The sequence below is a fragment of the Lelliottia nimipressuralis genome, assembly GCF_004115925.1.
GTDB lineage: Bacteria > Pseudomonadota > Gammaproteobacteria > Enterobacterales > Enterobacteriaceae > Enterobacter > Enterobacter nimipressuralis.
This window is the reverse complement of record NZ_SDDX01000015.1, coordinates 97,137-121,957: the sequence shown is the minus strand read 5'-3', so window position 1 is coordinate 121,957 and position 24,821 is coordinate 97,137. Positions and strand designations below refer to the sequence as shown.

The window sequence follows — 24,821 nt, the reverse complement described above, 5'->3', positions numbered from 1 at the left end:
TGAAATAAATTGATCTGCCGCAGGGATGTCGTCATTAGTCCCATAACTTGGGCAAATGACCATTGCCTGGGACTATCGGGGTCGTCAATATTCTTATAAAAAATAGGGTTAATGCTACCAGAACAGGTGCCTTTATGAATCGTTTTATTATGGCCGATAACCTGCAATGTATTGGCTGTCACGCCTGCGAAGTCGCCTGCGTGATGGCGCACAATCATGAACAACATGTTTTAAGCCAGCGCCAGTTTATCCCGCGCATTACGGTGCTGAAAGAGGGTAAACGGCGCAGCGCGGTCACTTGTCATCACTGCGAAAACGCCCCCTGCGCGCAAAGCTGCCCCAATGGGGCGATTGCTAAAAGCCACGACAGCGTACAGGTGAATCAGCAAAAATGCATTGGTTGCAAAGCCTGTGTGGTCGCCTGTCCGTTTGGCACGATGGAGATCGTAGTGACGCCCGTGTCCGATGGACAGGTTAAAGCCACGGCGCACAAATGCGATTTATGCCACGACAGGCCGCAGGGGCCGGCATGCGTGGAGAATTGTCCGGCAGATGCCCTGACGCTGGTGACGCCAGACGTGCTGCATCGTCTGGCGAAAGCCCGCCGTTTGCGCGCTGCCTGCCAGGAAGCTCAGCCGTGGCACAGCGAGGCAACGCCGGTTGCGTCACCGCACACCAAAATCCAGCAAATGCAGGCCATGACGGCGCGCGGCGAGCCGGATAAGCTCAGCCCGCAGGCGCGTGCAGACAATTTCGATGAAATCTATCTGCCGTTTCGTGCAGAGCAGGCGCACCGCGAGGCGGCACGCTGCCTGAAATGCGGAGAGCATTCCATCTGCGAATGGACCTGTCCGCTGCACAACCACATTCCGCAGTGGATCGAGCGCGTAAAAGCCGGGGATATCGACGCGGCGGTGGAACTGTCCCATCAGACCAACTGTTTGCCGGAAATCACCGGACGCGTCTGTCCACAGGACCGGTTGTGCGAAGGGGCCTGCACGGTACGCGATGAATCGGGCGCGGTAACCATTGGCAATATCGAACGCTATATCTCTGACCAGGCGCTGGCGGCAGGCTGGCGGCCCGATTTGACCGGCGTCGCGCCTGTCGATAAGCGTATTGCGATTGTTGGCGCAGGCCCGGCGGGGCTGGCCTGTGCCGACGTGCTGATCCGCCACGGCGTGAGCGTCACGGTCTACGATAGGCACCCGGAGATCGGCGGATTACTCACCTTTGGCATTCCGGCGTTCAAACTGGATAAATCCCTGCTGGCACGGCGACGGGAGATTTTCACCGCCATGGGAATACAGTTCGAACTCAACTGTGAAGTGGGTAAAGACCTGCCGATGTCTCAGCTGCTCGGCGAATACGACGCGGTGTTTATCGGTGTGGGAACCTATCGCTCGATGAAAGCGGGCATTCCGCATGAAGATGCTCCGGGAGTGTACGACGCTTTACCTTTCCTGGTGGCGAATACCCGCCATCTGATGGGGCTTGCGGCCTCAGCGTCCGAACCCTTTATCGATGTCGCCGGATTAAACGTGGTGGTACTCGGCGGCGGGGATACGGCGATGGACTGCGTGCGCACCGCGCTGCGCCATCAGGCGGCAAAAGTGACCTGCGCCTATCGTCGGGATGAGGCCAACATGCCTGGCTCGAAAAAAGAGGTCAAGAACGCCAAAGAGGAGGGGGCGCACTTTGAATTCAACGTGCAGCCCGTCGAACTGGTTCTGGATGCGTCGGGCAAGGTGAACGGCATTCGCCTGCTGCGCACCCGGCTTGGTGAACCGGATGCGCAGGGGCGGCGGCGTCCAGTGCCTGTCGAGGGCAGTGAGTTTGTGATGCCTGCTGATGCGGTGATCATGGCGTTTGGCTTTAACCCGCACTCGATGCCGTGGCTACAGGCGCAGGGGGTGAATGTCGATGACTGGGGCCGTATCGTGGCGAGCGTGGACAGTCCCTATCGCTACCAGACCAGCCATCCGCAGATTTTTGCCGGCGGTGACGCGGTGCGCGGTGCTGATCTGGTGGTTACGGCGATGGCCGAAGGGCGTCACGCCGCACAAGGGATGATGGACTGGCTGCAAATAAAACGGCCAAACTCCCACTAATCAGCGGGGCGACAAAGCGGGCTTCTCGGCGTACTATGAATCACTCATTACGTCCTGGAGCCCGTATGAGCCTGAAAATTGAGATCATCAAAGATAAAATCCTCTCTGAAAATTATTTTGTCCTGCGCAACATTACCTACGATTTAACTCACCACGGTGAAGTGGTCCGCCACAAGCGCGAAGTCTACGATCGCGGCAACGGTGCCACCATCCTGTTATACAGTCGTGAAAAGCAAACTGTCGTGCTGATCCGCCAGTTCCGCATCGCGACCTGGGTGAATGGCAACCCGGATGGACGCCTGATCGAAACCTGCGCCGGGCTGCTGGATAACGACGAACCTGAAGTCTGTATCCGCAAGGAAGCCATCGAAGAGACGGGCTTTGAAGTGGGAGACGTCACGAAGCTGTTTGAGCTGTACATGTCCCCCGGCGGCGTGACGGAGCTTATCCACTTCTTTATCGCCGAATACACCGACGCACAGCGCAGCAACGCGGGCGGCGGCGTTGAGGACGAAGCCATCGATGTGCTGGAAATTCCTTATACTCAGGCGCTGGAAATGGTAAAAACCGGTGAAATCCGTGATGGTAAGGCGTTGATACTGCTCCAGTATTTACAGCTGTCTGGCCTAATGTCTTGATTAATAAACTATCGCTAAATCATAATCCAGATAAATCTATCCGATAAATCCGATTGAGCAACCCCGGACAGAACACGAAGATACAGCCAGTTTTCGAGTTTCTGCTTCCGGGATTGTGCCTTCCATGCGTCACAGCATTCTTCTTTTTTTACTCCTCAGCATACTGCCTCTGCCACTGGTTTGGGCGGCGCCTGCACAGCAGTCGTTTTCTGACTGGCAGGTCACCTGCAACAACCAGAACTTTTGCGTTGCGCGCAATACCGGTGAACATCAGGGGCTGGTGATGACGCTAAGCCGCAGCGCGGGGGCCAAAACGGATGCCAATTTGCGGATTGATCTGGGTGGGCTGGAAACGTCGCCGGTGAAAGAGGCGCCCATCGCGCCGCGTCTGCTGCTGGACGGTGCGCCGCTGTCGCTGGATGCGCAGCGCTGGAAGCTGTCGCCGTGGCATCTGGTGACCGATGATACTGCGACTATTGCCGCGTTTCTGAAAACCATTCAGGAGGGGGAGGCGCTGACGCTCAAAGGCGGAAAACAGATTGTCTCTCTGGCCGGGCTGAAGGCGGCATTACTGTTTATTGATTCCCAGCAAAAGCGTGTGGGAAGCGAAACCGCGTGGATTAAAAAGGGCGACGAACCGCCGCTGAGCGTGCCACCGGCTCCGGCGCTGAAAGAGGTCGCGGTGGTCAATCCAACGCCGACGCCCCTGACGCATGAAGAGCTGAACGATCTGCTGGATTACGGCAGCTGGCGCATGAACAACAGCCAGTGTTCGCTCGACCCTAACCGTCGCGAAGTGCGGGTGATGGCCTTAACGGATGACAAAGCGTTGCTGATGATAAGCTGCGAAGCAGGGGCCTACAACACGGTGGATCTGGCGTGGCTGGTGTCGCGTAAAAAGCCGTTTGCCGCCCGAACCGTGCGGCTGCGTCTGCCGTTTGTCTCGTCGAGCGAGAGCAGCGAGATGGAGCTGATGAATGCCCGCTTTGATGAAAAAACGCGTGAACTGACGACCCTGGCGTTAGGGCGTGGCATGGGCGACTGCGGTATCCAGACCCGCTGGCGTTTTGACGGCCAGCGTTTTCGTCTGGTGCGGTATGCCGAAGAGCCGAGCTGCGATAACTGGCATGGGCCAGATGCCTGGCCCACGTTGTGGATTACGCGCTAACCTGCTCGGTACGATCACGCACTTAAGCGCGAACTACAGCACGCCGAGCGCCTTCTCGACCACGTTCTCAACCGTAAAGCCAAAGTACGGGAACAGCTTATCCGCTGGAGCCGATTCACCGTACCCCGTCATCCCGACGATAGCCCCTTTCAGGCCGACATATTTGTACCAGTAGTCGGCAATCCCCGCCTCCACGGCCACGCGCGCGGCGACGTTTGAAGGGAGCACGGATTCCCGGTAGGCCTCATCCTGCGCATCAAAAATATCCGTCGAAGGCAGAGACACCACGCGAACGGCGTGTCCTTCGGCGGTCAGCTTCTCTGCCGCTTTCACGGTGATTTCAATTTCCGAACCTGTCGCAATCAAAATCACATCCGGCTTACCGCCGCTGTCTTTCAGGATGTAACCCCCACGGGCGATATTTTTTACCTGCTCCGGCGTGCGCTCGATCTGCGCCAGATTCTGACGCGACAGGATCAGCGCTGTCGGCCCAGTGTGGCGCTCAACCGCCAGCTTCCAGCCGACAGCCGCTTCGACCTGATCGCAAGGCCGCCAGGTGCTGAAGTTTGGCGTCAGGCGCAGGCTGGCGAGCTGTTCAACCGCCTGGTGCGTCGGGCCGTCTTCCCCCAGACCGATAGAGTCGTGGGTGTAGACCATAATCTGCCGCGCTTTCATCAGCGCCGCCATACGCGCCGCATTACGGGCATACTCAACAAACATCAGGAAGGTGGCGGTGTAAGGGACAAATCCGCCGTGATGGGCGATACCATTCGCGATGGCCGTCATCCCGAACTCGCGCACGCCGTAGTGGATATAGTTTCCGGAGATATCCTCTTTCAGGGAGGTCGAGCCGGACCAGATCGTCAGGTTACTTGGGGCCAAGTCCGCCGAGCCGCCCAGCAGCTCCGGCAGGATCGGACCGATGACATTAAGGGTATTTTGCGACGCTTTACGGGTGGCGATTTTCGCCGGATTGGCCTGGAGATCGTCAATCAGCGCCTGAGTTTTCGCTTCCCACTCGTCCGGCAGGCCGCCGCTCATGCGTCGTGAGAACTCAGCCGCCAAATCAGGATGCGCCTTTTTGTAAGCGCTGAATTTTTCATTCCACGCCTGCTGGGCTTTTTCGCCGTCCTCGCGTGCGTCCCAGGCTTTGTAAATCTCTTTCGGGATCTCAAAGGCCGGGTACTTCCAGCCCAGTTTCTGCCGCGTCAGCGCCACTTCCTCTTCACCCAGCGCCGCGCCGTGCGCCTCCTCTTTGCCCGCTTTGTTAGGCGAACCGAAGCCAATCACCGTACGGCAGATAATCAGCGACGGTTTATCCTTCACGCTCTGGGCTTCGAGAATCGCTTTCTTGATCGCTTCCGGGTCGTGGCCGTCAATTTCATGCACCACATGCCAGTGATAGGCCTCGAAGCGTTTTGCCGTATCGTCGGTGAACCAGCCTTCGGTCTCCCCGTCGATGGAAATGCCGTTGTGATCGTAAAAACCGATCAGTTTGCCAAGCCCAAGCGTCCCCGCCAGCGAGCAGACCTCGTGGGAAATCCCCTCCATCAGACAGCCGTCGCCCATAAATACGTAGGTGAAGTGATCGACAATCTCATGATCCGGCTGGTTGAACTGCGCGCCCAGCGTACGTTCGGCAATCGCCAGCCCGACGGCGTTCGCCAGCCCCTGGCCGAGGGGACCGGTGGTGGTTTCCACGCCCGGCGTATAGCCCAGCTCCGGGTGGCCCGGCGTTTTAGAGTGCAGCTGACGGAAGTTTTTCAGCTCTTCGAGCGGCAGGTCGTAGCCGGAAAGGTGCAGCAGGCTATACAACAGCATCGAGGCGTGACCGTTAGAGAGAATAAAGCGGTCGCGGTCATACCAGGTTGGGTCCGTCGGGTTGTGTTTCAGGAAGTCATTCCACAGCACTTCGGCGATATCGGCCATGCCCATCGGCGCGCGGGGTGGCCAGAATTGGCTTTTTGTACCGCATCCATGCTGAGGGCGCGAATGGCATTGGCTAGCTCTTTACGGGACATAATTCACTCCATGGCATGATTAAAGTTTGGCGGCGAGAAGATCTTCCAGTTTGCGCTGGTCAACGGCGAAAAGGCGGATGCCTTCGGCCAGTTTATCCACGGCCATCGCGTCCTGATTATGTTCCCAGCGGAACTCGGCTTCGGTGAGCGGCTTCGGTTTTGGCAGGACGGTCGAGGTCGGGATGAGCTTACGCACCACCGGTTCTTCTTTTTCCTGCAGATCTTTCAGCAGATTAGGGGAGATGGTAAGACGGTCGCAGCCTGCCAGCGCCAGGATCTGCTCGGTGCGGCGGAAGCTGGCCCCCATCACGATGGTTTCATAGCGGTGCTGTTTGAAGTAATCGTAGATATTACGCACCGATTTCACGCCCGGATCTTCTTCCACCACGTACGGGTCCATTGGCTGTTTCGCCTGATACCAGTCGTATATACGGCCAACAAACGGCGAGACGAGGAACACGCCCGCTTCGGCGCAGGCACGTGCCTGGGCAAAAGAGAACAGCAGCGTCAGGTTGCAGTTAATCCCCTCTTTTTCCAGCACTTCGGCGGCGCGAATGCCCTCCCAGGTGGAGGCGAGTTTAATCAGAATGCGCGATTTATCGATATCCTGCTCCTGGTACAGCTCCACCAGGCGGCGCGCTTTGGCGATGCTCTTTTCTTTGTCGAACGACAGGCGTGCGTCCACTTCCGTCGAGACGCGTCCAGGGATGCTTTTCAGAATTTCCGCACCGATATTGACCGCCAGTTTGTCGCTGGCCTCCGCCACTTTCTGCTCCTGAGTTTTGCCGCGCTGTTTGCCGTAGTCGATGGCGTCATCGATCAGGTGGCTGAAGTGCGCAAGGCCGGCCGCCTTCAGCAGCAGTGACGGGTTGGTGGTCGCATCTTCCGGTTGATAGTGGCGGATGGACTCAATATCGCCGCTGTCGGCGACAACCGTGGTGAATTGTTTGATGCCGTCTAATTGATTCATGGAAATGACTCCTTAGAAATAACAGAGTTAAGCGAGTGCGTTCGTTCACACTTCTGCGAAATACATGACGTACTTAACAAAAAAGCATAGCAGACGGGGGAGGCATTGCTTTCGGGAGTGGGTAACATGGTTGTTATAAATTGATAACAAATTTTGCCCTGCGATGGTGAGAGTTTGGCTGCCTTCAAAGTTTGAACCGTCCGCAGGGGCGATACTATGCGCCACTCCAGGGTGAGCATCAGGAACGTGAGTACGCCACCCTTTTTGATCGATACGTGAAAGGAACAATAAGATGGATGATCAGTTAAGACAGAGTGCCCTCGATTTTCATCAATTCCCTGTACCGGGCAAAATCCAGGTTTCCCCCACTAAGCCACTCGCCACGCAGCGCGATCTGGCGCTGGCCTATTCACCCGGCGTTGCCGCGCCTTGCCTTGAGATCGAAAAAGATCCGTTAGCGGCCTACAAATACACCGCTCGCGGCAACCTGGTGGCGGTCATTTCCAACGGCACCGCGGTGCTCGGGCTTGGCAATATCGGGGCGCTGGCCGGTAAGCCGGTGATGGAAGGGAAGGGCGTACTGTTCAAGAAATTCGCCGGTATCGACGTGTTTGATATTGAAGTGGATGAGCTGGACCCGGACAAATTTATTAACGTTGTGGCCGCGCTGGAGCCAACCTTTGGCGGCATCAACCTTGAAGACATCAAAGCGCCGGAATGTTTCTACATTGAGCAGAAACTGCGTGAACGTATGAACATTCCCGTGTTCCACGATGACCAGCACGGCACGGCGATCATTAGCACGGCGGCCATTCTGAATGGACTCCGCGTGGTCGAGAAAAATCTCTCTGATGTGCGCATGGTCGTTTCCGGCGCGGGTGCGGCAGCGATTGCCTGTATGAACCTGCTGGTGGCGCTGGGCATGCAGAAACACAACATCGTGGTCTGCGATTCGAAAGGCGTAATCTATAAAGATCGCGAGCCGAACATGGCTGAAACCAAAGCCGCCTACGCGGTGGTGGATGACGGCAAACGCACGCTGGACGATGTGATTGAAGGAGCGGATATCTTCCTCGGCTGCTCTGGCCCGAAAGTGCTGACCCCGGAAATGGTCACGAAAATGGCGCGTGCACCTATGATCCTGGCGCTGGCGAACCCGGAGCCGGAAATCCTGCCGCCGCTGGCGAAATCCGTGCGTGAAGACGCCATTATTTGTACTGGCCGTTCCGACTATCCAAACCAGGTCAACAACGTGCTGTGCTTCCCGTTCATCTTCCGCGGTGCGCTGGACGTGGGTGCCACGGCGATTAACGAAGAGATGAAGCTCGCGGCTGTCCATGCGATTGCGGAGCTGGCCCATGCGGAGCAGAGCGAAGTGGTGGCCTCGGCGTATGGCGATCAGGATCTGAGCTTCGGGCCGGACTACATCATTCCGAAACCGTTCGACCCGCGTTTAATCGTCAAAATCGCACCGGCCGTTGCCAAAGCGGCGATGGATTCCGGCGTGGCGACGCGCCCGATTGAGGACTTCGACGCTTATATCGATAAGCTGACCGAGTTTGTCTACAAAACGAACCTGTTCATGAAGCCAATCTTCTCTCAGGCGCGCGCCGACGCTAAACGCGTGGTGCTGGCCGAAGGCGAAGAGGCGCGGGTGCTGCATGCGACGCAGGAGCTGATCACCTTGGGGCTGGCGAAACCGATCCTGATTGGTCGTCCGAGCGTGATCGAAATGCGCATCCAGAAACTTGGTCTGCAGATCAAACCGGGTGTCGATTTTGAGATCGTGAACAACGAATCGGATCCGCGCTTCAAAGAGTACTGGAGCGAGTACTACAGCATTATGAAACGCCGGGGGATCACCCAGGAGCAGGCGCAGCGCGCGGTCATCAGCAACACCACGGTGATCGGGGCAATCATGGTTCATCGTGGCGAAGCTGACGCCCTGATCTGCGGGACGATTGGCGATTATCACGAGCACTTCAGCGTGGTGCAGGAGATCTTCGGCTATCGCGATGGCGTGCATACGGCGGGGGCGATGAATGCGCTGCTGCTGCCAAGCGGCAACACCTTTATTGCCGATACCTACGTCAACGACGATCCGACGCCGGAAGAGCTGGCGGAAATCACCGTAATGGCGGCGGAGACCGTTCGTCGTTTTGGTATCGAACCGAAAGTGGCGCTGCTGTCGCACTCTAACTTTGGCTCATCCAAATCCGCGGCGGCCTGCAAAATGCGCCAGACGCTGGAGCTGGTGCGTGAACGCGCGCCGGAGCTGATGATTGATGGGGAGATGCACGGCGATGCCGCGCTGGTTGAGAGTATCCGTAACGAGCGGATGCCTGACAGCCCACTGAAAGGCTCGGCGAACGTGCTGATTATGCCGAACGTGGAAGCGGCGCGTATCAGCTATAACCTGCTGCGTGTTTCCAGTTCGGAAGGGGTGACCGTGGGGCCGGTACTGATGGGCGTCGCAAAACCGGTACATGTGTTGACGCAGATTGCGTCCGTGCGTCGTATCGTCAACATGGTTGCGCTGGCGGTGGTCGAAGCACAGACGCAGCCGCTGTAAGCGCGGCGTCGTCTGTGCTGTCGGGTATTAAACCCACTCGCGGACTTTCAGAAACTCACTCAAGGCAGCCTCCGGGCTGCCTTCTTTTGGCTCGAAATTATACTCCCAGCGCACCAGCGGCGGCATCGACATCAGAATCGACTCCGTGCGCCCGCCGGTTTGTAGTCCGAACAGCGTGCCGCGATCCCACACCAGGTTGAATTCCACGTAACGCCCGCGACGATAAAGCTGGAACTCACGCTCGCGCACGCCGTAATCCGTCCCTTTGCGCCGCTCGACAATCGGCAGGTACGCATCCGTATAGCCTTCGCCAACCGCCTGCATAAAGCTGAACGCTGTATCAAAATCGGGCGCATTCAAATCGTCGAAGAACAAGCCGCCAATCCCGCGCTGTTCGTTCCGGTGCTTGAGATAAAAATAGTCGTCGCACCACTTCTTGTACTTCGGATAAACCTCTTCGCCAAAGGGCTGACAAATATCACGCGCGGTGCGGTGCCAGTGAACGGCGTCCTCTTCAAAGCCGTAGTAGGGCGTTAAATCGAAGCCGCCGCCAAACCACCACACCGGATCGGCACCCGGTTTCTCGGCGATGAAAAAGCGCACGTTGGCGTGGCTGGTGGGCACAAACGGGCTGTGCGGATGAACGACCAATGAGACGCCCATGGCTTCAAAACTGCGTCCGGCCAGCTCCGGGCGATGCGCGGTGGCTGAGGCCGGCATGGCGTCACCGTGAACGTGAGAGAAGTTAACGCCTGCCTGCTCAAACACGCCGCCGTTACGCAGCACGCGGCTGCGCCCGCCGCCCCCGGCCTCGCGTTGCCAGTTGTCTTCCTGAAATTCGCCCCCGTCGACGGCGGCCAGTTTCTGGCAAATCTGATCCTGCAGTTGCAGCAGAAACGCTTTGACCTGCTGAGAGTTCGGTTTCATTTACGTCTCGTCGAATGCGCTTTTTGGTTATCAAACCAGTTGAAGTAACTGATCACTCCGGAGGCAATGGCATTGGCGATCTTCTGGCGAAACGCAGTGGTGCCGAGCAGACGCTCTTCTTCCGGGTTCGTGATGAACGATGTCTCGACCAGCACGGACGGAATTGACGGGGATTTCAGTACCACAAACGCCGCCTGTTCCGTGCCTTTACTGTGCAGGCGATGCACCGGTTTGATCTTCTTTAGAATATGCGACCCGAGCGTCAGGCTGTTTTTGATGGTGTCGGTCTGAACCAGATCGAACAATACCTGCTGCAGAAGATGGTCTTTATCGGTGGTTTTTTTACCCGCCACTTCATCCGCGCGGTTCTCACGATCGGATAAGTATTTCGCCATGGCGCTACTCGCACCGCGGTTGGAGAGGGCAAACACCGACGCACCCGCGGCGCTCGGGTTGGTAAATCCATCGGCGTGAATCGACATAAACAGATCCGCGCCGTGCTGGTGGGCGATCTCTACGCGGTCATACAGCGGGATAAAGGTATCGCCGCTGCGCGTCAGACGCGCGTCAATGCCGTTACTGCGCAGAATCGAGCGCACGTTTTTGGCGATCGCCAGCACCACATGTTTCTCTTTCGAGCCGTTGCGACCAATTGCGCCGGTGTCGATTCCGCCGTGTCCCGGATCGAGCATCACCACCCGTTTTGCCCCGGCTTTTTTTACCTTGGGTTTGCTGTGCCCATTGCTGGTTTTCAGGGGGCTATCGTCTTTAGCCTGTGCCTGTGCGATGCCTGTTAACGTCAAGGCCGCCAGCCCCGCTTTGAGAACCTGACGACGCGATGTGAGTGTTTTTAAAGGTTTGAATGTGCTCATGCGGCCTGAATTGTAAAAAATTGGGGGTCCTGGTGTTATATCGTATCGCGTTTAGCGTGACGACAGTCCTTGTTGAGAATTGTTTTACTTTTCATTTCAATACGTGACAGAGTGACATTATGCCAAATTTTCGCACATTTTTCGCCGCTTATTGGCTATTGGCGGCGTTCGCGCCATAATCACTGTTTTTAAACCCAAAAAGGCGGTTAATACCATGGAGATACGCGTTTTTCGCCAGGAAGATTTCGAAGAGGTGATTACCCTTTGGGAACGCTGCGATCTGTTGCGTCCGTGGAACGATCCGGAAATGGATATCGAGCGTAAGGTCAATCACGACGTCAGCCTGTTCCTGGTCGCTGAAGTGAACGGTGAAGTGGTGGGAACGGTGATGGGCGGCTACGACGGCCACCGCGGCTCGGCCTATTACCTCGGCGTCCACCCGGAATACCGGGGTCGCGGCATCGCCAACGCGCTGCTCAACCGCCTGGAAAAGAAACTTATTGCCCGCGGCTGCCCTAAGATTCAGATCATGGTGCGCGAAGATAATGATGTGGTGTTGGGGATGTACGAGCGTCTTGGATATGAGCACGCCGATGTCCTGAATTTAGGGAAGCGCCTGATCGAAGATGAAGAATACTGAGTTTCACCCGGCCCACTATGACAGTCAGGGCCGCGTCAAATTGCCCTTTCTATTCTGGTGTGTGCTGCTGCTTCAGGCGCGAACCTGGGTTTTGTTCGTGGTGGCGGGGGCGTCCCGCGATCAGGGAAGTACGCTGCTGAATCTGTTTTATCCCGATCGCGATAACTTCTGGCTCGGGCTGTTGCCCGGCGTCCCGGCGGTGCTGGCCTTTTTACTCAGCGGACGGCGACAGCTTTTTCCGCGCATCTGGTACAGCTTGCGCTGGCTGTTGATTCTCGCCCAGGTGGTGCTGCTGTGCTGGCAGCCATTGCTGTGGTTTTACGGCGAGCCTCTCGGCGGAATCGGTATTGCGCTGGTCGTGGCGGATATTGTCGCGCTGCTGTGGCTGCTGACGCACCCGCGTCTGCGCGCCAGTTTCACGATAGAAAAAGATTAAAGGCACTTTTTATCGATGCTGGACTCCAACAAGCGTTGAATTAACAAGAAAGGACGTTTCAATGAAATCGCTGCGTTTAGTTTTATGCGCTTTGCCGCTGGTGTTAACCGGATGTTCAACGCTCTCGTCAATCTCCTCCATTAACTGGTCGGCGGCCTATCCGTGGAACTGGTTCGGCTCCTCATTCGAGGTGACTGAGAAGGGCGTCGGAAATATTAACGCGACAACGCCGCTGAATCAGGAAGCGATTGAATCTGCCTTAAGCAGTGATTACCGCCTGCGTAGCGGCATGAAAACGGAGAATGGTGCCATTGTGCACTACTTCGAAGCGCTGAAAGACGACAAGCTGGCGCTGATTATCAATGGCGATAAAGGCACCGTGAATCGCGTTGAAGTGCTGGACCGCGATGTGGAGACTGACAGCGGCGTGAAAGTCGGTACGCCATTTAGCGAGCTGTATCAAAAAGCATTCGGCAACTGTGAAAGCGCGGTTGCGGATGAGAAAGTCGCGGTGGAGTGTAAAGCCAAAGACAGCCAGCATATTCGCTATCTCTTCACCGGCGAGTGGAGCGGCCCGGAAGGGTTGATGCCTGCGGATGACACTCTCAAAAACTGGACCGTGAGCAAAATTATCTGGCAGCAGTAATTTGCGCCTGAACAAACCGCCTCGCTGAAATCCAGGTATAATAGCCGCCATCAATGCCACGAACGCGTGGCATCTTTTTTTTCAGGAGGAGCGATGTCTCAGGTTCAGAGTGGCATTTTGCCAGAACATTGCCGCGCGGCGATTTGGATTGAAGCCAATGTTAACGGGGATGTGGATGCCCTGCGTGCGGCCAGCAAAGTGTTTGTCGATAAACTGGCCACCTTCCAGGCCAAATTCCCGGATGCGCACCTCGGCGCGGTGGTTGCCTTTGGTAATAACGTCTGGCGTCAGCTGAGCGGCGGCGAAGGCGCTGAAGAGCTGAAAGACTTTATCCCTTACGGGAAAGGTCTGGCGCCTGCCACCCAGTACGACGTGCTAATCCATATTTTGTCTCTGCGTCATGACGTCAATTTCTCCGTGGCGCAGGCGGCGGTGGAAGCCTTTGGCGACAGCATCAAGGTGCAGGAAGAGATTCATGGTTTCCGCTGGGTAGAAGAGCGCGATTTGAGCGGTTTCGTTGATGGTACCGAAAACCCGGCGGGCGAAGAGACACGTCGCGATGTGGCGGTAATCAAAGACGGCGTGGACGCAGGCGGCAGCTACGTGTTTGTGCAGCGCTGGGAGCATAACCTCAAGCAGCTTAACCGCATGAGTGTTCACGACCAGGAGATGATGATTGGCCGTACCAAAGAGGCCAACGACGAGATCGACGGCGATGCCCGTCCGGTGACGTCTCACCTGACCCGTGTCGATCTGAAAGAAGACGGTAAAGGGCTGAAGATTGTGCGCCAGAGCCTGCCGTACGGAACGGCGAGCGGCACTCACGGTTTGTACTTCTGCGCCTACTGCGCGCGTCTGTACAACATCGAGCAGCAGCTTCTGAGCATGTTTGGTGACACCGATGGCAAGCGCGACGCGATGCTGCGCTTCACCAAACCGGTGACCGGCGGCTACTACTTCGCGCCATCCGTTGAGCGTCTGCTGGCTCTGTAATGCTGTAGGCCGGGTAAGCGCATGCGCCACCCGGCACTCACCCCCGCCCCTTATTCCCTTTTCTGCTGGTAAATCACCAAACGGTATATAAAACCGTTACTCCTTTCGTACTCGTTATAAATATTATGGCTATAAGAAAGAGCCATCCCATCAGGCTATTTTAGTTGTCAGTTTGGGCCTGGGCAGCGCTCAGAATCCTCACGCACACCGTGTATGCTCCGGTTCTTCCGCGCTGTCCATGCCCAACTGACTGCAACAATCACGCCTGATGGGATCGCTCTACGTCATCACATTTAGAAGGGTGCGCAATGGCCGTTACTGTACTGAAAAAAGGATATCTGGCGCTGGCAGCTTCGCTGTTGCTGGTCGCGCAGGCGCAGGCGACTGAGCTGCTTAACAGTTCCTATGATGTCTCCCGCGAACTGTTTGCCGCCCTGAACCCGCCGTTTGAACAACAGTGGGCGAAAGAAAACAACGGCGACAAGCTGACCATCAAGCAATCTCACGCTGGCTCTTCCAAGCAAGCGCTGGCGATTTTGCAGGGCCTGAAAGCCGATGTGGTGACTTACAACCAGATTACTGATGTGCAGATCCTGCATGACAAAGGCAACCTGATCCCGGCCGACTGGCAGAGCCGTCTGCCAAATAACAGCTCGCCGTTCTACTCGACCATGGCGTTCCTGGTGCGTAAGGGCAACCCGAAAAACATCCATGACTGGAACGATCTGGTGCGTTCAGACGTGAAGCTGATCTTCCCGAATCCAAAAACCTCCGGTAACGCGCGCTATACCTATCTGGCGGCCTGGGGTGCAGCCGACAAAGCGGACGGCGGCGATAAAGCCAAAACCGAGCAGTTTATGACTCAGTTCCTGAGAAACGTGGAAGTGTTCGATACTGGCGGTCGCGGTGCGACCACCACCTTCGTGGAACGCGGGCTGGGCGATGTGTTGATAAGCTTCGAATCGGAAGTGAATAACATCCGTAAACAGTACGAAGCGCAGGGCTTTGAAGTGGTAGTGCCGAAGGTCAATATCTTTGCTGAATTCCCGGTCGCGTGGGTGGATAAGAACGTCAAAGCCAACGGTACGGAGAAAGCGGCGAAGGCGTACCTGAACTATCTCTATAGCCCGCAGGCGCAAACCATCATCACCGACTATTACTATCGCGTGGCGAACCCGGATGTGATGAACAAGCTGAAAGACAAATTCCCGCAGACCGATCTGTTCCGCGTGGAAGACCAGTTTGGCTCCTGGCCTGAGGTGATGAAAACCCACTTCACCACCGGTGGTGAGCTGGACAAACTGTTGGCGGCGGGGCGTAAGTGATGTTTGCAGTCTCCTCCAGACGTGTGCTGCCCGGCTTTACCTTAAGCCTCGGGACCAGCCTGCTGTTCGTCTGTCTGATTTTGTTGTTGCCGTTAAGTGCGCTGGTGATGCAGCTCTCTGAGATGAGCTGGGCCCAGTACTGGGAAGTGATCACTAACCCGCAGGTTGTGGTGGCGTATAAGGTCACGCTGCTGTCGGCGTTTGTGGCATCGATTTTCAACGGCGTATTCGGCCTGCTGATGGCGTGGATCTTAACCCGCTATCGTTTCCCCGGCCGCACGCTGCTGGACGCGCTGATGGATTTACCCTTCGCGCTGCCGACGGCGGTGGCGGGTTTGACCCTCGCGTCGCTGTTTTCGGTGAACGGTTTTTACGGCCAGTGGCTGGCGCAGTTTGACATCAAAGTGACCTATACCTGGCTTGGGATCGCGGTGGCGATGGCCTTTACCAGTATTCCCTTCGTGGTGCGTACCGTGCAGCCGGTTCTGGAAGAGCTTGGCCCGGAATATGAAGAGGCCGCGGAAACCCTCGGTGCGACGCGTATTCAGAGCTTCTGCAAAGTGGTGTTACCGGAGCTTTCTCCGGCGCTGCTGGCAGGCGTGGCGCTTTCATTCACCCGCAGTCTCGGCGAATTTGGCGCAGTGATTTTCATCGCGGGCAACATCGCGTGGAAAACCGAAGTGACCTCGCTGATGATTTTTGTTCGTTTGCAGGAGTTTGACTATCCGGCGGCGAGCGCGATTGCCTCGGTGATCCTGGCCGCGTCGCTGCTGCTGCTGTTCTCGATTAACACTCTGCAAAGTCGCTTTGGTCGGCGTGTGGTAGGTCACTGATGGCGGAAGTTACTCAATTGAAGCGCTACGACGCTCCCCGCATTAACTGGGGAAAATGGTTCCTGATTGGCACCGGCGTGCTGGTGTCGGCTTTTATTCTCGTTGTGCCGATGGTTTACATCTTCGTGCAGGCGTTCAGCAAAGGGATTATGCCCGCACTGCAGAATCTGGCTGACCCGGACATGCTGCACGCGATCTGGCTGACGGTGATGATCGCCCTGATTACCGTGCCGGTAAATCTGGTGTTCGGGATTTTGCTGGCGTGGCTGGTGACGCGGTTTAACTTCCCTGGCCGCCAGCTCCTGCTGACGCTGCTGGATATTCCCTTTGCCGTATCGCCGGTGGTTGCTGGTCTTATCTATCTCCTGTTCTACGGTTCTAACGGTCCGCTGGGCGGCTGGCTGGACGAGCACAACCTGCAAATCATGTTCGCCTGGCCGGGCATGGTGCTGGTGACGATTTTTGTAACCTGTCCGTTTGTGGTGCGTGAGCTGGTGCCGGTGATGTTGAGCCAGGGCAGCCACGAAGATGAAGCGGCGATCCTGCTGGGCGCGTCCGGCTGGCAGATGTTCAAGCGCGTGACGCTGCCGAACATCCGCTGGGCGTTGCTGTACGGCGTGGTGCTGACCAACGCGCGTGCGATTGGTGAGTTTGGCGCGGTGTCGGTGGTTTCCGGCTCGATTCGCGGTGAAACCCTGTCGCTGCCGCTACAGATTGAATTGCTGGAGCAGGACTATAACACCGTCGGTTCCTTTACCGCCGCAGCCCTGCTGACGCTGATGGCTATTTTGACCTTGTTTTTAAAGAGTGTGGTGCAGTGGCGTTTAGAGAATCAAGAGAAACGCCTGCAGCAGGAGGGAAATCATGAGCATTGAGATTGCCAATATTAAGAAGTCATTCGGCCGCACCCAGGTGCTGAACGATATCTCGCTGGATATCCCTTCCGGACAGATGGTGGCGCTGCTTGGGCCGTCCGGCTCCGGTAAAACCACGCTGCTGCGTATTATTGCCGGTCTTGAGCATCAGACCAGTGGCCATATTCGCTTCCACGGAACCGATGTCAGCCGTCTGCATGCTCGCGATCGTAAAGTCGGTTTTGTGTTCCAGCATTACGCCCTGTTCCGCCATATGACGGTGTTCGATAACATCGCCTTTGGCCTGACCGTGCTGCCGCGTCGCGAGCGTCCGAATGCCGCGACGATCAAAGCGAAAGTGACCAAACTGCTGGAGATGGTGCAGCTGGCCCATCTCGCCGACCGTTATCCGGCACAGCTTTCCGGTGGGCAGAAACAGCGCGTGGCGCTGGCTCGTGCTCTGGCAGTTGAGCCGCAAATCCTGCTGCTCGACGAACCTTTTGGCGCGCTGGACGCGCAGGTGCGTAAAGAGCTGCGTCGCTGGCTGCGTCAGCTTCACGAGGAGCTGAAATTTACCAGCGTCTTTGTGACGCACGACCAGGAAGAGGCGATGGAAGTGGCCGATCGCGTGGTGGTGATGAGCCAGGGGAATATCGAACAAGTTGATGAGCCGGAACAGCTGTGGCGTGAGCCTGCGACCCGTTTCGTTCTGGAGTTTATGGGCGAAGTGAACCGCATGCAGGGCACCATTCGCGGTGGGCAGTTCCACGTCGGCGCACACCGCTGGCCGCTGGGTTACACGCCTGCCCATCAGGGACCGGTCGATCTGTTCTTGCGCCCGTGGGAAGTGGACGTCAGTCGCCGCACCAGCCTCGATTCTCCATTGCCGGTGCAGGTGCTTGAGGCTAGCCCTAAAGGGCATTACACCCAATTAGTGGTACAACCCCTGGGCTGGTATACCGAGCCGTTGACGGTGGTGATGCGTGATGAAGAGGCGCCATCGCGTGGCGATCGCCTGTTTGTCGGCCTGCAGCATGCGCGTATCTATCACGGCAACGAGCGGATCGAGTCGCGCGAGGATCTTGCTCTGGCGGAGTCAGCCTGATAGGTTAAAGTGACGTGGTATTTGCCGGGTGGCGCTGCGCTTACCCGGCCTACAAAACGATCCCTGTAGGCCCGGTAAGCGAAAGCGCCACCGGGCTTTTTATTGGACAGAATTCGTGAACACATTAGAACAAACCATCGGCAACACCCCTCTGGTCAAGCTGCAACGCATGAATCCCGATAATGGCAGCGAAATCTGGGTCAAACTGGAGGGAAATAATCCTGCCGGTTCCGTTAAAGATCGCGCGGCATTGTCGATGATTGTTGAGGCGGAAAAGCGCGGGGAGATTACGCCCGGCGACGTGCTGATTGAAGCGACCAGCGGTAACACCGGCATTGCGCTGGCGATGATTGCGGCGCTGAAAGGCTATCACATGAAATTGCTGATGCCGGACAACATGAGCCAGGAGCGGCGTGCCGCAATGCGCGCGTATGGCGCTGAGCTGATCCTCGTCACCAAAGAGCAGGGGATGGAAGGGGCGCGCGATCTGGCTCTCGACATGGCCCAGCGCGGCGAAGGCACATTGCTGGACCAGTTTAATAATCCCGATAACCCTTATGCGCACTACACCACTACCGGGCCGGAAATCTGGCGCCAGACCGAAGGGCGCATCAGCCACTTCGTCTCCAGTATGGGCACCACGGGCACCATTACCGGCGTCTCCCGTTTTCTGCGCGAGCAGGAAAAACCGGTCACCATTGTGGGCCTGCAGCCGGAAGAGGGGAGCAGCATTCCGGGGATACGCCGCTGGCCAGCGGAGTATATGCCGGGGATTTTTAATGCCCAGCTTGTGGACCAGGTGCTGGATATTCATCAGCGTGAAGCGGAAAATACCATGCGTGAACTGGCGGTGCGTGAAGGCATCTTCTGTGGCGTCAGTTCGGGTGGCGCGGTAGCCGGAGCATTGCGCGTGGCGCAGGCCTGTCCGGGCGCGGTTGTGGTAGCGATTATTTGCGATCGTGGCGACCGTTATCTGTCTACTGGCGTCTTTGGTGAAGAGAGTTATTCGCAGGGGGCGGGGATTTAAGCGTCATGGAGATGATTTTATTTCGGGATAAAACCCGTGCGCAGCAGACGGATATCGTCGCGGTGCAGTCGCAGGTGGTATACGGCAGCGTGGGCAACAGCATTGCGGTGCCTAATATCAGGCAACATCAGCTGACCGTCACAGCCGTCCCGACGGTACTGTTCAGCAATACCCCGCATTACGACACCTTTTACGGCGGCGTGATCCCCGACGACTGGTTCAGCGGCTATCTGAAAGCTCTTGAAGAGCGCGATGTGTTGCGCGAGCTGAAAGCGGTGACCACGGGCTATATGGGCAGTGCCAGCCAGATTGCCATTCTGGCTGAGTGGCTGGTGGCCATTAAAGATAAACACCCTGATTTGTTCGTGCTGGTCGATCCGGTCATTGGTGACATCGACAGCGGGATCTATGTGAAACCCGAAATTCCGCAAGCCTATCGCGAGCATTTGCTGCCGCTGGCGCAGGGTATTACGCCGAACGTTTTTGAGCTTGAAGTGTTGAGCGGTCAGCCGTGCCGGACGCCGGAAAGCGCAATTACTGCCGCACAAAGTCTGCTGTCTGCCTCACTGAAGTGGGTGGCGATTACCAGTGCGCCGGTGGAATCTGATCCTGAAAATATTCACGTTGTGCTGGTGACGAAGGACGGTGTGACGGTGACGAATCATCCGCGCGTTGCAACCGACCTGAAAGGAACCGGGGATCTGTTCTGTTCTGAGCTGGTAAGCGGCATTGTGCAGGGCAGGGACGTCGCTGAAGCGATACGCCGTGCGGGCGACCGTGTAACAGAGGTGATGAAGTACACCCAGGAAAAAGGCTTTGATGAGCTAATCCTCCCCGCATAAACAAAAATGGCGCCCGAAGGCGCCATTTTTCTGTGCGGCAAGAATTACTTCTTGATGCGGATGACCGGAGTTTCACCCACGGTAACGCTGCCAGACAGTTTGATCAGTTCTTTGATTTCGTCCATGTTGGAGATAACAACCGGAGTCAGGGTAGACTTGGCTTTCTCTTCCAGCAGCGCCAGGTCGAATTCGATGACCGGATCGCCTACTTTCACACGCTGGCCTTCTTCAGCGATACGCTTGAAGCCTTCGCCTTTCAGCTCAACGGTGTCGATACCGAAGTGTACGAACAGTTCGATACCGCTATCAGATTCGATAGAGAACGCATGGTTGGTTTCAAAAATTTTACCGATGGTGCCGTCAACTGGCGCAACCATTTTGTTACCAGTTGGTTTGATAGCAATACCATCACCAACGATTTTTTCGGCAAAAACTACATCCGGCACGTCTTCGATATTGACGATTTCGCCAGACAACGGAGCAATAATCTCAATAGTTCCGGTGTCTTTCTTATCATCAGAAACCAGAGATTTCAGTTTATCGAACAAACCCATGATCTTCTCCTAAGCAGTAATTTGGGCCGCATCTCGTGGATTAGCAGATTGTTTTTTCTTCAATGAACTTGTTAACCAGCGTCATTAACTCGTCCGTTGTCGGTTGAGCAAGAGCCTGCTCTGCTAACACCTTCGCATCTTCGAAGTTCGTGTTACGGATAATCTTCTTAATGCGCGGGATGGAAATGGCGCTCATAGAGAATTCGTCCAGACCCATACCCAGCAACAGAAGTGTAGCACGTTCGTCGCCTGCAAGCTCACCACACATGCCAGTCCATTTACCTTCAGCATGAGAAGCATCAATAACTTGCTTGATTAGCGTGAGTACGGACGGTGACATTGGCTGGTAGAGATGTGAAATCATATCATTACCACGGTCAACTGCCAGGGTGTACTGCGTTAAATCATTGGTGCCGATACTAAAGAAGTCGACTTCTTTGGCCAAATGACGAGCAATCGTTGCTGCCGCTGGTGTTTCCACCATCACGCCCACTTCGATGGTTTCGTCAAAGGCTTTACCTTCGTCGCGCAGTTCCTGTTTGTAGATTTCGATCTCTTTCTTCAGTGCACGCACTTCTTCAACAGAGATGATCATTGGGAACATGATGCGCAGTTTACCGAAAGCGGAAGCACGCAGAATCGCACGAACCTGATCGCGAAGGATCTCTTTACGGTCCATGGCGATACGCACTGCACGCCAGCCCAGGAATGGGTTTTCTTCTTTCGGGAAGTTCATGTACGGCAGCTCTTTGTCGCCACCGATGTCCATGGTACGCACGATAACAGCCTGAGAGCCGCATGCTTCGGCAACCGCTTTGTATGCCGCAAACTGCTCTTCTTCAGTAGGCAGTGCGTCACGGTCCATGAACAGGAATTCTGTACGGTACAGACCAACACCTTCCGCGCCGTTGCGCTCAGCGCCATCAACGTCACGTACGGTACCGATGTTCGCGCACACTTCAACCTGATGTCCGTCCAGCGTGATGGCTGGCAGATCTTTCAGTTTAGCCAGTTCCGCTTTCTCAGTAGCAACTTGCTCCTGAACGGCACGCAGCTTTTCGATCTCTTCGTTGGTTGGGTTGACGTAAACCAGATTGTTTACGGCATCCAGAATCAGATAGTCGTCGTTTTTCACCTGAGAGGTGACGCTACCGGTACCCACGATGGCAGGCAGTTCCAGAGAACGCGCCATGATAGAGGTGTGGGAGGTACGGCCACCGGCGTCGGTGATGAAACCCAGCACCTTGTTCAGGTTCAGCTGTGCGGTTTCAGACGGCGTCAAATCAGCGGCAACCAGGATAACTTCGTCCTGAATGGCGCTAAGGTCGATGATCGCCAGACCCAGGATGTTGCGCAGCAAGCGCTTACCGATATCACGTACGTCTGCCGCACGTTCTTTCAGGTATTCATCATCCAGTTCTTCGAGGGCAGTCGCCTGACCTTCGATAATTTCATGTGCAGCCGCGTCGGCCGTCATGCCCTTATCTTTAATCAGGGCTATGATTTCCTGCTCCAGCTCCTCATCTTCGAGCAGCATGATATGCCCTTCGAAGATGGCTTCTTTTTCTTCACCGAAAGTTTCGCCAGCTTTAGTTTTGATCGCTTCCAGTTGCGCTGATGCCTTGGCACGACCGCTCAGAAAACGCTCAACTTCCTGATCAACCTTGTCGGCAGAAATTTTTTTCCGGTCGATGACGATCTCGTCTTCTTTCAGCAGAAGTGCTTTGCCGAAAGCGATACCCGGGGATGCTAAAATGCCTGAAATCATAACCCTACCTTACTTGTGACTGATATTGAAAAGAACCCGTAACTTACTCGAGCTCAGCCATCAGTTTTACCAGATGCTCAACTGCTTTCTGCTCGTCTTCGCCTTCTGCGGAGATGGTCACGACGGTACCCTGAGTCAGGCCCAGAGTCTGCAGCTTGAACAGGCTTTTCGCGCTAGCGCTTTTGCCGTTGGAGGTCACAGTGATCTCAGAAGTGAAGCCTTTAGCTTCTTTAACAAACTGAGCAGCAGGGCGGGTGTGCAGACCGTTCGGAGCGGTAATGGTAACTTCTTGCTGGAACATTGTATTTCCCCAACTTATAGGTTTAGTGTTGTGGAACTAAAGTCTAGCCTGGAGGCTTAACTTTAGCCTGTCTTGTTAGCGCTGACGTTTCGCTCGTCATTAAACATTATGCAGTGAAAGCGAGACTTGAACCAAATCATAAAATCGATTCAGCTTCTGTATTTCCCACATTGATTAATTTCGCGCTTCAAAATAATTGTCAGGTTAAATACCAGACCCGACGGGGTGAATCAATGCCAGGAGGAGTAAAAGTTTGACGCAGGCCACAAAAAAGCACCCGTTTGGGTGCTTTTTTACGCGTTATTAACATGCTGGCATTACTGTTGCAGTTCTTTTTCTGTGAACAGATCGGCAAACAATGCAGTGCTTAAATAACGCTCACCCGAGGACGGTAGAATAACCACAATAGTCTTATTGGTAAAGGTTTCATCTTCCTGAAGCTTCAGGGCAGCAGCGACTGCCGCGCCGGAGGAGATACCGGCCAGAATACCTTCTTCGTCCATCAGGCGACGCGCCGTGGAGATCGCCTCTTCGTTGGTGATCGCAACGACTTTATCGATAAGCTTCAGATCCAGGTTACCCGGGATAAAGCCCGCGCCGATACCCTGAATTTTATGTGGTCCGGGTTTGATCTCTTCGCCGGCCAGCGCCTGGGCGATAACCGGGGAGTCCGTTGGCTCAACGGCAACGGTAATCAGATCCTTTTTGCCTTTTGTGCCTTTAATATAGCGACTCACGCCGGTCAGCGTACCGCCGGTGCCCACGCCTGAGATAAACACGTCAACCTGGCCGTCCGTATCTTCCCAGATTTCCGGACCGGTGGTTTTCTCGTGGATTTCCGGGTTTGCCGGGTTGCTGAACTGCTGCAGCAGCAGGTATTTCGCCGGATCGCTGGCGACGATTTCTTCGGCTTTCTGAATGGCACCTTTCATGCCTTTCGCGCCTTCGGTCAGAACCAGATTCGCGCCCAGCGCTTTCAGCAGCTTACGGCGTTCGATGCTCATGGTTTCTGGCATTGTCAGGGTCAGTTTGTAACCGCGGGCAGCGGCGACGTAGGCCAGAGCGATCCCGGTGTTGCCGCTGGTCGGTTCAACCAGTTCGACGCCAGGCTTCAGAACACCGCGTTTTTCGGCATCCCAAATCATGTTTGCACCGATACGGCATTTTACGCTGAAGCTCGGGTTACGTGATTCTACCTTCGCCAGAATGCGTCCATTACCGATACGGTTCAGTCGAACCAGGGGCGTATGACCGATAGTCAGCGAGTTGTCTTCGTAAATCTTACTCATGGCCTGTCCTTAACTGTATGAAATTGGGATACCGTCCCAGCATACCTGTTGGATAAGTATGGGGAAGTAAGGAAATCGCATATCTATATGCTGCAAGGAAATAATGGCTATCAGTATGGAATAAGGATGGCATAAGCCACCCTTTGTTTACACAGTTTTGCATTACTTCCATAACGCGTGCTTAGCACGATAGCAATCCACCCACATCGCCGTGGCGCCGCAGACCGCGACGGGCATGATGAACAGGTTCAGGACAGGGATCATGGTGAAGAGACTAGTCAGGGCACCAAACTGCATATTGGTGACTTTTTGCGTGCGCAGGGCCGTGCGCATCTCTTTGAACGGCACTTTGTGGTTATCGAACGGGTAGTCGCAATACTGGATAGCCAGCATCCACGCGCTAAACAGGAACCACAGCACAGGCGCCACGGTCTGGCCAATTCCGGGGATAAAGTAAAGGATGAGCAGAACAATGGCGCGCGGCAGATACCAGGCAAACTTCTGCCATTCACGTTTCATGATACGCGGTACGTCTTTCATGATGCCAAGCACACCAGTGTCTGGTGGCGTTGCGCCCGTCAGACGTGCTTCGAGCTGCTCCGCCAGCAGCCCATTAAACGGCGCGGCTATCCAGTTGGCGATGGTCGAGAAGAAATAGCCAAAAACCAGCAGCACGGAGAGGACCACAATCGGCCACAGCAGATAGCTCAGCCACTGTAGCCAGTCAGGGACGTGACTCATGATAGAGGGAACCCAGCTTTCGAGTTGGGTAAACAGCCACCAGAATGCGCCCCCCATCAGCAAAATGTTGATCAGTAGAGGCAGAATCACAAAGCGGCGGATCCCAGGCAGGGTGACCAGCTTCCATCCCTGAGAAAAATAGCCGATACCGCTGCGCGGAGTCGTTGTTGATGTCGAAACCATAACCA

General features: G+C 55.7%; 22 protein-coding genes and 1 pseudogene. 14 read left to right on the top strand and 9 right to left on the bottom strand.

The genetic code is table 11. The features are described from left to right. Positions 1 to 134: 134 nt before the first annotated feature. The 3 genes from aegA (at position 135) to ETG88_RS13300 (ending at position 3,917) form a co-directional block, all read left to right on the top strand. Complete coding sequence (gene aegA / locus ETG88_RS13310) at positions 135 to 2,111, top strand: formate-dependent uric acid utilization protein AegA (protein ID WP_129035555.1); 1,977 nt, start codon at positions 135 to 137, stop codon at positions 2,109 to 2,111. A gap of 65 nt (positions 2,112 to 2,176) precedes the next feature. After that, entirely contained in the window at positions 2,177 to 2,749 is a 573-nt protein-coding gene (gene nudK / locus ETG88_RS13305) for a GDP-mannose pyrophosphatase NudK (protein ID WP_129035554.1), read from the top strand. Between the two features lie 124 nt (positions 2,750 to 2,873). Next, positions 2,874 to 3,917: a DUF1176 domain-containing protein gene (locus tag ETG88_RS13300; protein ID WP_102104953.1), complete on the top strand. Its 1,044-nt coding sequence runs from the start codon at positions 2,874 to 2,876 to the stop codon at positions 3,915 to 3,917. Positions 3,918 to 3,950: 33 nt separating this feature from the next. On the opposite strand, the pseudogene tkt reads toward ETG88_RS13300, so the two are convergent. Together tkt and tal are read right to left on the bottom strand one after the other, a co-directional pair. Continuing rightward, positions 3,951 to 5,938: pseudogene (gene tkt, locus ETG88_RS13295) on the bottom strand (transketolase). 19 nt (positions 5,939 to 5,957) lie between these two features. Continuing rightward, positions 5,958 to 6,908 carry a transaldolase gene (gene tal, locus ETG88_RS13290; protein WP_100779362.1) on the bottom strand — a complete coding sequence of 317 codons (951 nt, stop codon included), beginning with the start codon at positions 6,906 to 6,908 and terminating at the stop codon, positions 5,958 to 5,960. A 292-nt stretch (positions 6,909 to 7,200) separates the two neighbouring features. Between tal and maeB the strand changes: the two genes are divergently transcribed. Beyond that, positions 7,201 to 9,480 carry an NADP-dependent oxaloacetate-decarboxylating malate dehydrogenase gene (gene maeB / locus ETG88_RS13280; RefSeq protein WP_102104951.1) on the top strand — a complete coding sequence of 760 codons (2,280 nt, stop codon included), beginning with the start codon at positions 7,201 to 7,203 and terminating at the stop codon, positions 9,478 to 9,480. 27 nt (positions 9,481 to 9,507) lie between these two features. Here the strand turns inward: maeB and hemF are convergent, their stop codons facing one another. Continuing rightward, positions 9,508 to 10,407, bottom strand: coding sequence for an oxygen-dependent coproporphyrinogen oxidase (gene hemF, locus ETG88_RS13275; protein ID WP_100779365.1), 900 nt, complete (start codon positions 10,405 to 10,407; stop codon positions 9,508 to 9,510). Then, positions 10,404 to 11,279, bottom strand: a complete 876-nt coding sequence (amiA, locus tag ETG88_RS13270; protein WP_129035553.1) for an N-acetylmuramoyl-L-alanine amidase AmiA — start codon at positions 11,277 to 11,279, stop codon at positions 10,404 to 10,406. The genes hemF and amiA overlap by 4 nt, the downstream gene beginning before the upstream one ends. 214 nt (positions 11,280 to 11,493) lie before the next feature. Between amiA and ETG88_RS13265 the strand changes: the two genes are divergently transcribed. The 10 genes from ETG88_RS13265 (at position 11,494) to pdxK (ending at position 19,980) form a co-directional block, all read left to right on the top strand. Next, positions 11,494 to 11,919 (top strand): GNAT family acetyltransferase, encoded by a 426-nt coding sequence (locus ETG88_RS13265; protein ID WP_047624910.1) that lies wholly within the window; start codon positions 11,494 to 11,496, stop codon positions 11,917 to 11,919. Beyond that, a complete protein-coding gene (locus tag ETG88_RS13260; protein ID WP_102104948.1) occupies positions 11,906 to 12,355 on the top strand; it encodes a DUF2919 domain-containing protein in 450 nt (149 codons plus the stop codon). Before ETG88_RS13265 ends, ETG88_RS13260 begins: the two co-directional genes overlap by 14 nt. Positions 12,356 to 12,416: 61 nt before the next feature. After that, positions 12,417 to 13,001 (top strand): RpoE-regulated lipoprotein, encoded by a 585-nt coding sequence (locus tag ETG88_RS13255; protein ID WP_123427134.1) that lies wholly within the window; start codon positions 12,417 to 12,419, stop codon positions 12,999 to 13,001. Between the two features lie 93 nt (positions 13,002 to 13,094). Then, positions 13,095 to 13,994, top strand: coding sequence for a Dyp-type peroxidase (locus ETG88_RS13250; protein ID WP_107703154.1), 900 nt, complete (start codon positions 13,095 to 13,097; stop codon positions 13,992 to 13,994). A gap of 308 nt (positions 13,995 to 14,302) precedes the next feature. After that, the gene (locus tag ETG88_RS13245; protein WP_100779370.1) at positions 14,303 to 15,319 is read left to right on the top strand and encodes a sulfate ABC transporter substrate-binding protein; all 1,017 of its coding nucleotides are present in this window, start codon (positions 14,303 to 14,305) and stop codon (positions 15,317 to 15,319) included. After that, the gene (cysT, locus tag ETG88_RS13240; RefSeq protein ID WP_129035552.1) at positions 15,319 to 16,152 is read left to right on the top strand and encodes a sulfate/thiosulfate ABC transporter permease CysT; all 834 of its coding nucleotides are present in this window, start codon (positions 15,319 to 15,321) and stop codon (positions 16,150 to 16,152) included. Before ETG88_RS13245 ends, cysT begins: the two co-directional genes overlap by 1 nt. Further along, positions 16,152 to 17,027: a sulfate/thiosulfate ABC transporter permease CysW gene (gene cysW / locus ETG88_RS13235; protein ID WP_100779372.1), complete on the top strand. Its 876-nt coding sequence runs from the start codon at positions 16,152 to 16,154 to the stop codon at positions 17,025 to 17,027. Before cysT ends, cysW begins: the two co-directional genes overlap by 1 nt. Continuing rightward, on the top strand, positions 17,017 to 18,111 hold the full coding sequence (gene cysA / locus ETG88_RS13230) for a sulfate/thiosulfate ABC transporter ATP-binding protein CysA (protein WP_100779373.1): 1,095 nt from the start codon (positions 17,017 to 17,019) through the stop codon (positions 18,109 to 18,111). The genes cysW and cysA overlap by 11 nt, the downstream gene beginning before the upstream one ends. Before the next feature lie 115 nt (positions 18,112 to 18,226). Next, on the top strand, positions 18,227 to 19,138 hold the full coding sequence (cysM, locus tag ETG88_RS13225; protein WP_102104944.1) for a cysteine synthase CysM: 912 nt from the start codon (positions 18,227 to 18,229) through the stop codon (positions 19,136 to 19,138). Between the two features lie 5 nt (positions 19,139 to 19,143). Next, on the top strand, positions 19,144 to 19,980 hold the full coding sequence (pdxK, locus tag ETG88_RS13220) for a pyridoxine/pyridoxal/pyridoxamine kinase (RefSeq protein WP_129035551.1): 837 nt from the start codon (positions 19,144 to 19,146) through the stop codon (positions 19,978 to 19,980). A gap of 44 nt (positions 19,981 to 20,024) precedes the next feature. Here the strand turns inward: pdxK and crr are convergent, their stop codons facing one another. From crr to cysZ, 5 genes are all read right to left on the bottom strand, one after another. Beyond that, positions 20,025 to 20,534: a PTS glucose transporter subunit IIA gene (gene crr, locus ETG88_RS13215; RefSeq protein ID WP_049841435.1), complete on the bottom strand. Its 510-nt coding sequence runs from the start codon at positions 20,532 to 20,534 to the stop codon at positions 20,025 to 20,027. Between the two features lie 40 nt (positions 20,535 to 20,574). Beyond that, entirely contained in the window at positions 20,575 to 22,302 is a 1,728-nt protein-coding gene (gene ptsI / locus ETG88_RS13210) for a phosphoenolpyruvate-protein phosphotransferase PtsI (RefSeq protein ID WP_100779376.1), read from the bottom strand. Positions 22,303 to 22,345: 43 nt separating this feature from the next. After that, positions 22,346 to 22,603: a phosphocarrier protein Hpr gene (ptsH, locus tag ETG88_RS13205; protein ID WP_000487600.1), complete on the bottom strand. Its 258-nt coding sequence runs from the start codon at positions 22,601 to 22,603 to the stop codon at positions 22,346 to 22,348. A gap of 317 nt (positions 22,604 to 22,920) precedes the next feature. Further along, entirely contained in the window at positions 22,921 to 23,892 is a 972-nt protein-coding gene (gene cysK / locus ETG88_RS13200; RefSeq protein WP_102104941.1) for a cysteine synthase A, read from the bottom strand. Between the two features lie 162 nt (positions 23,893 to 24,054). Further along, the gene (gene cysZ / locus ETG88_RS13195) at positions 24,055 to 24,816 is read right to left on the bottom strand and encodes a sulfate transporter CysZ (protein ID WP_100779378.1); all 762 of its coding nucleotides are present in this window, start codon (positions 24,814 to 24,816) and stop codon (positions 24,055 to 24,057) included. Positions 24,817 to 24,821 lie beyond the last annotated feature (5 nt).